We start from the raw sequence: 6,434 nt of genomic DNA, 5'->3' as shown, positions 1-6,434 counted from the left end.
GTCCCGTCCACTCCGCCACTCATTAGAGAAGCCCTGCTAGAAATAGCAGGGCTTTTTTACATTTGAAGAAAAGTGCTTTGCTGTTAGGTTGTATGAGTGTTGTAAAGGCACCGAGCCCCTGCACTTCATGCTATTCTGGCACATATTAGAAAGCCTAGTCTGACGACTAGGCTTTCGTCGTTTCCGGCATCTCAGCTTTGGACTTTTGCTATAGACTTTATCGTTACCGCTGAGGCGTCTCTCTGTTACAAGGCATTAGGAGGTGGTTTGGTTCTAAATCTGACGAATCGAAATAGTTACTTCTAACTCCTTTAGATAACCCAAGTAGAACAGAACATCAAATTGGGCGAATCTGAGTGCTTTATATGTGAGATACCCTAACACGCTCGTCCCTTGTTGTAGGGAGTAGCGAACGTTATTGTTTTTAATACGTATAAGGTAATTATCGATTATGTTGGTATTTGTTTAATCGTTCTCTGTACCTGATACTCGTATCTGAAACTAAGGGCAAGGAAGGATGTTTAACATTTCAAGCTATCACACGCACTATGAATAAATAGAGATGTTGACTTGGAATGACCATCAAGCAAACCTATCTCGTAGATACAAAAACGCCTAGCGTTTGCTAGGCGTTGATAAATAGTATTTCTAATACATCGACTAAAGTATTTGTTTAAGGACTCTGTCGGCTTTCACACGAGTGATCTTACGAATCAACTTCTGAACTTCCATCGGGTAGCTCTCTACCTTATCTAGCTGCTTATAAGTACAGATAAGCTGAGTGTGTTGAAGGATATTATCCACTTCAGCCTGGAACTTATCAGTTAGGTGATGGTAGTTATCTTGGATAAAGATACCGTTCTCCAGATCCAGCTTCCATGCGCGTGGGTTTAGGTTATTACCTGTTAGTAGCATGTAGCGCTTATCTACCCATATGCCCTTTAGGTGGAAGCTATTGGAATCGTGTTGCCAAAGTCGAATTGATAGATTACGGCTAGCAATATGAGCTTCATTCGCTTTAGCGAAACGGCGTAAGTTCAGTTCGTAAAGGTATGGCAAACCACCAATCGTTTTAAACTCTTCTTCTGGCGAGATAAAGAAATCATTCGCTGTCTTATCGCCAACAACAATGCTGACCTTTACGCCACGCTTGAGTGCTTTCTTCACTTCTTTAGCTAGGCTAGGTGGGAAGTTGAAGTAAGGTGTGCAGATAAAGATTTCATCTTTAGCTTGCGCTACGAGTTGATTGATTCCCTGATTCAGACGGTTACGTCTTTTACCGATACCAACCAATGGTGTTACAGCCACTTGGTCTGCTGAAACCTCTTGCCCTTCGAATTGATACTGAGATCTTGCTAATGATGCACGAAACTGACGAATCGCTGGTTTCAGTTCTTTGGTCGCAGGCTTGTTCTTATCAGCCAGGTCATAAACAGCGCTGTCCGCAACCATCTGTTCGTGTACGTAGGCAAACATTGAGTCAGCAAGAGCCGCGTTGTTTAAAACGTGGTAACGATCAAAGCGATAGCGGTCATGGTAATTCAGGTAGATATTGTTAAGGCTTGCACCGCTGTATATCACGCTGTCATCGACGATAAAGCCTTTTAAGTGCAATACGCCAAAGACTTCTTTGCCGCGAACGGGAATGCCATAGACAGGCACAGAATGTTGATATTTTTCTGCAAACTCTTTATACATGGCTGCATTGCCTTCAGAAGACTCTGCACCAATCAATCCGCGCTGCGCTCGGTGCCAATCGACACAAACGCTCACGTCTAATTCTGGATTCTTTTGCTTTGCTTCATATAAGGCAGTTAGGATCTCACGGCCAGCTTCATCATCTTCAAGGTACAAAGCGACTAAACTAATACGAGTCGTTGCGCGAGATATCTCATCAAGTAGGCGAGTTCGAAACTCTTTCGCTGATAGTAGTACTTCAAACTTGTCAGGATTCTGCGCTATGGTTGGCAACTGTATGAATGGATTCCTACTGGCAATCATATTGACTGTTTTACCTTAAAAATATGCAAAATTGCGAACCTTTAATTTTACCAAAGGGATAGCACCAAATACTAGATAATCGAGGCATTCTCTAACAAATTTGCTGATAATGCATAGGAATGAGATCTTTTCCGCTATTCGAATAGCGCTCGTATAAAACTCTTAAACCATTTGGTAGATCTTTAGGGTCTACTTGTACGAATTTGTGTCGCGCGTAAAAATTGGTGAGATGAGCGTACGCAAAGCAGTAATCGTCTTCCGTAAGCGTATGTTGCGCACAATAATCCATAAGCTGGGAGCCTAATTGCTGACCGCGATGTTGTTTTGATATCGCCATTCCAGTAAGTAAACGATTATTTTCTATTGTACGAAAACGCACGACACCGCATAGCTCGTTATCCAGCAATAACGAGTAGATCAGTTCACTCTTATTCGCTTTTCCCGTTGGGTAGTGTTCTTTATAGAAACGTTTAACTAGGGGAACCTTTACTGGGTCTAATTGAGTAATGATGACATTGTTCATTCAGTCACTGCGCCATTGGTTTATCTGCTGTAGAATGACCGCAGTGTAAGTTAATTGAATATCGCCATGCAATTCCATCTCAATGCTAGTTTAAAAAATGTTCATACTTTTTCCATCGATCAGACGTGTGATGCGTTGGTTGAAGTCACCACTACCGAAGAACTTATTTCGCTTTACAAAGACCCTAAATGGTCAGCTTTGCCTAAGTTAATACTGGGTAAGGGCAGTAATATGCTTTTTACGGAGCACTTCGCTGGCCTGGTCATTGTGAATAAATTAGCCGGGATTGAGTTGACCGAGACGGACAGTCATCACCTACTGCATGTAAGTGGTGGCGAGGACTGGCCAAGCTTGGTTGAGTGGAGTGTTGATAAGGGGTTGGGTGGCCTAGAAAACCTAGCAATGATACCCGGCTGTTCAGGCTCTGCTCCGATTCAGAATATTGGTGCGTATGGTGTTGAGTTGCAAGATGTATGCGAGTATGTCGATATTCTGTGTCTGGATACTTATACAGTTAAGCGATTAAGCAAAGAAGAGTGTCTCTTTGGTTACCGAGATTCTATTTTTAAACACGCTCTCTACGGTAAAGCGATTGTTGTTGCGATTGGTTTAACATTGTCGAAAGAGTGGCAGCCATGCAATCACTATGGCCCGTTAAAAAGCCTAGCAGCCGATACGCTCTCTCCTCGCACTATATTTGATGAAGTGTGTGCTATCCGTTCAAGTAAGCTGCCAGACCCTAGAGTACAAGGGAATGCGGGCAGTTTCTTCAAAAACCCTGTGATCACCAAAGATCATTTTGATCGCTTGTTAGCTCTATATCCAAATATTGTCGGCTATGAGAGTAATGACATGATCAAAGTTGCTGCTGGCTGGCTGATTGATCAATGCCAGTTCAAGGGCGTGACAGAAGGTGGCGCTCAGGTTCACCCTAACCAAGCATTGGTTATCATCAATTATGATGAGGCTTCTGCCGTGGATATCCTTAAGCTTGCAGAGCGAGTACGCCAGTCCGTTTTGAATAAATTCGATATTCGATTGGAACATGAAGTGCGCTTTATGGGACGAGACTGCGAGACAAACCTAGACAAGGCTTTGGAGTCATTAGCATGAGAGAACACAGTACCAAGCTTGCGCTATTGAGATGCCTTGCTGACGGTGAGTTTCATTCAGGTGAAGACCTAGGTGAAATGATTGGTGTATCACGAGCGGCTATCAGTAAGCACATTAAAGGTATTCAAGAGTGGGGTTTAGATATCTACCGAGTACAAGGCAAGGGTTACAAGCTAGCCAGTCGTTTGGATATGCTTGACCAAGAAAAATTGTCTGCAGTTAGTCGCGATGCTTCTCTTGAACTGATTCCAATCATAGGTTCTACAAACCAGCACCTATTAGAGCGTACTAATACCCTCGAATCGGGCTCTGTCTGTATTGCGGAATATCAAGCAGCGGGCCGTGGACGCCGTGGACGAGAGTGGGTATCGCCATTCGGTGCAAACCTCTATCTTTCAATGTATTGGAGACTTGACGCAGGGATGGCTGCCGCGATGGGCTTAAGCCTTGTTGTTGGTGTTGCTGTTGTTGAAGCTTTGGAAGAAATGGGTGTAGAAGGTGTAAAGCTCAAATGGCCGAACGACCTCTACCATAATGATAAGAAGCTTGCAGGTATCTTGGTCGAGCTGTCTGGGCAGTCTGGTGGCGCTGCGCATATTGTGATTGGTTTAGGGCTAAACCTATCCATGGATCCAACAACATCAGGTATTGGCCAGCCATGGACTTCCCTTAAAGAAGTGTGTGATGGGAAGGTGCCAGACCGTAATCAGTTAGCGCAGGCTCTAATCAATGCCTGGGATAAGTCTCTTGTCGATTATGAGCTGAAAGGGATGTCCAATTTTGTAGAGCGTTGGAACCGCTTGGATAATTTCTTAGGCCGCAATGTTAGGTTGATCATTGGACCTAGAGAAATTGAAGGTGTTGTGCAAGGCATCGATGAACAAGGCGCTGTATTACTCAAAACTGAGAATGGTGTCGAGAGCTATATCGGTGGCGAGATATCGCTAAGAAAAGGCGATTAAGGCGTTACTATTTTCTTAGTAACACTTCTTCAACCATATGATCTGCGCCTTTACGTAGAATCAGGTGAGCCCTTTCTCTTGTCGGAAGGATATTTTGTTCAAGGTTCAAGCCATTAATTGAACTCCAGATACCTTCCGCTTTGTCCAATGCAGCTTGGTTCGATAATTTAGTGTAATGACTAAAGTAAGAGCCAGGCTTAGTAAACGCACCATCGCGGAATTTCATAAAACGATTGACGTACCACTCTTTGATTTGTTGGCTATCAGCGTCAACATAGAGTGAGAAATCAAGGAAGTCTGAAATAAACACGCGATGTGGTTCGTGTGGATAATTCATTCCGCTTTGCAAGACATTAAGCCCTTCAATAATAAGCACATCTGGTAGGTCGACGCACTTAACGTCATCAGTAATGTTGTACGTAAGATGCGAGTAAACAGGGGCTGTGACATTTCTCTTGCATGCCTTTACATCCGAAACAAAGTTCACTAAACGCTTGATGTCGTAAGACTCCGGAAAGCCCTTTTTGCTCATCAACCCTTTCTCTTCTAACACCTCGTTTGGATATAAAAAGCCATCGGTTGTCACTAGTTCAACTTTTGGGTGGTTTTCCCAGCGAGAGAGTAGGGCTTTAAGCAGACGCGCAGTGGTACTTTTGCCAACGGCTACGCTACCCGCAATACCGATGATAAAAGGTGGCGCTTTCTCTTTCTTATCTAGAAATTGGTGGAGTACCGAGTTTCTATTCTGTCTGGCTGCCACATAGAGGTTCAATAGACGAGATAACGGTAGATAGATCTCTACTGCCTCTTCCATTGTGAGCTTTTCATTGATGCCTTGAAGCTCTTTTAAGTCGCTCTCAGAAAGTGTCATCGGAACTAAATTCCTTAGCTCAGACCAACGTTCGCGGTCAAATGACATAAATGGGCTCATACAAAACTCTATAGTGGATAACAAAACAAGTGCATGGAAAATACATCAAGCGATAGATAAATAAAATATCTTCCTGTACTAGATGCGGGTTAAAGACGTAAACCTTGAGCTAAATAGCCGTATGTAGGAGTTTGGTCAGAGAATTTTGCACTTTTTTTCAATTTACTATTGCAAGGTGGAAAATCATTCAATAAAATGCGCCCCACTTGTGCCGACTTAGCTCAGTAGGTAGAGCAACTGACTTGTAATCAGTAGGTCACCAGTTCGATTCCGGTAGTCGGCACCACTTTCTCCCTTCCTTTTAGGAAAGCGAGAGAAAGCTCAAAATTTGGAGAGGTTCCCGAGTGGCCAAAGGGAGCAGACTGTAAATCTGTTGGCACTGCCTTCGATGGTTCGAATCCGTCCCTCTCCACCATATTCTAAAGGTTAAATAGCTCAAACAGAGTTACGTGTTGCGTGCATCGTATAATGGCTATTACCTCAGCCTTCCAAGCTGATGATGCGGGTTCGATTCCCGCTGCACGCTCCAACTCATTTTGTGTGCTGATATAGCTCAGTCGGTAGAGCGCACCCTTGGTAAGGGTGAGGTCCCCAGTTCGACTCTGGGTATTAGCACCAGTCTAAAGCTTCTTCTCCTTTAATAAAGAAAACCATTTTTTTTGGTTGCGTGGTCTTATTTTAAGCCACCTAATCCGTACCTAGAGGGACACCCCATGTCTAAAGAAAAATTTGAACGTACGAAACCGCACGTAAACGTTGGTACTATCGGCCACGTTGACCACGGTAAAACAACTCTAACTGCTGCTATCTGTACTACACTTGCAAAAGTGTACGGTGGTGTTGCTAAAGATTTCGCATCTATCGATAACGCTCCAGAAGAGCGCGAGCGCGGTATCACAATCGC

6 protein-coding genes and 4 tRNA genes are annotated in these 6,434 nt (G+C 43.8%); 7 read left to right on the top strand and 3 right to left on the bottom strand.

The window, feature by feature from the left end:
• Window positions 1-660 precede the first annotated feature (660 nt).
• A complete protein-coding gene (gene pssA / locus AB4484_RS24920) occupies window positions 661-2,001 on the bottom strand; it encodes a CDP-diacylglycerol--serine O-phosphatidyltransferase (protein ID WP_086971616.1) in 1,341 nt (446 codons plus the stop codon).
• A 91-nt stretch (window positions 2,002-2,092) separates the two neighbouring features.
• Window positions 2,093-2,524 carry a GNAT family N-acetyltransferase gene (locus AB4484_RS24915; protein WP_050652876.1) on the bottom strand — a complete coding sequence of 144 codons (432 nt, stop codon included), beginning with the start codon at window positions 2,522-2,524 and terminating at the stop codon, window positions 2,093-2,095.
• Window positions 2,525-2,590: 66 nt separating this feature from the next.
• Between AB4484_RS24915 and murB the strand changes: the two genes are divergently transcribed.
• Window positions 2,591-3,637, top strand: coding sequence for a UDP-N-acetylmuramate dehydrogenase (gene murB / locus AB4484_RS24910; protein ID WP_372080857.1), 1,047 nt, complete (start codon window positions 2,591-2,593; stop codon window positions 3,635-3,637).
• On the top strand, window positions 3,634-4,599 hold the full coding sequence (gene birA / locus AB4484_RS24905) for a bifunctional biotin--[acetyl-CoA-carboxylase] ligase/biotin operon repressor BirA (protein ID WP_048615138.1): 966 nt from the start codon (window positions 3,634-3,636) through the stop codon (window positions 4,597-4,599). Before murB ends, birA begins: the two co-directional genes overlap by 4 nt.
• A 7-nt stretch (window positions 4,600-4,606) precedes the next feature.
• Here birA and coaA read toward each other — a convergent pair whose 3' ends face one another.
• Complete coding sequence (coaA, locus tag AB4484_RS24900; RefSeq protein WP_372080856.1) at window positions 4,607-5,530, bottom strand: type I pantothenate kinase; 924 nt, start codon at window positions 5,528-5,530, stop codon at window positions 4,607-4,609.
• 210 nt (window positions 5,531-5,740) lie between these two features.
• Here coaA and AB4484_RS24895 point away from each other — a divergent pair.
• The 5 genes from AB4484_RS24895 to AB4484_RS24875 form a co-directional block, all read left to right on the top strand.
• Window positions 5,741-5,816, top strand: a tRNA-Thr gene (locus AB4484_RS24895).
• Between the two features lie 44 nt (window positions 5,817-5,860).
• Window positions 5,861-5,945, top strand: a tRNA-Tyr gene (locus AB4484_RS24890).
• 39 nt (window positions 5,946-5,984) lie between these two features.
• Window positions 5,985-6,059, top strand: a tRNA-Gly gene (locus AB4484_RS24885).
• Window positions 6,060-6,072: 13 nt separating this feature from the next.
• Window positions 6,073-6,148: transfer RNA gene (locus AB4484_RS24880), tRNA-Thr, on the top strand.
• Between the two features lie 95 nt (window positions 6,149-6,243).
• Window positions 6,244-6,434, top strand: a 191-nt coding sequence (locus AB4484_RS24875) for a GTP-binding protein (RefSeq protein WP_241905392.1), incomplete at its 3' end; no start/stop codon positions are given.

The sequence above is a fragment of the Vibrio sp. 10N.261.46.A3 genome (assembly GCF_041472995.1).
Lineage (GTDB): Bacteria > Pseudomonadota > Gammaproteobacteria > Enterobacterales > Vibrionaceae > Vibrio > Vibrio coralliirubri.
Note: the sequence above shows the minus strand (reverse complement) of the source record. Positions and strands in the feature narration are given on the sequence as shown.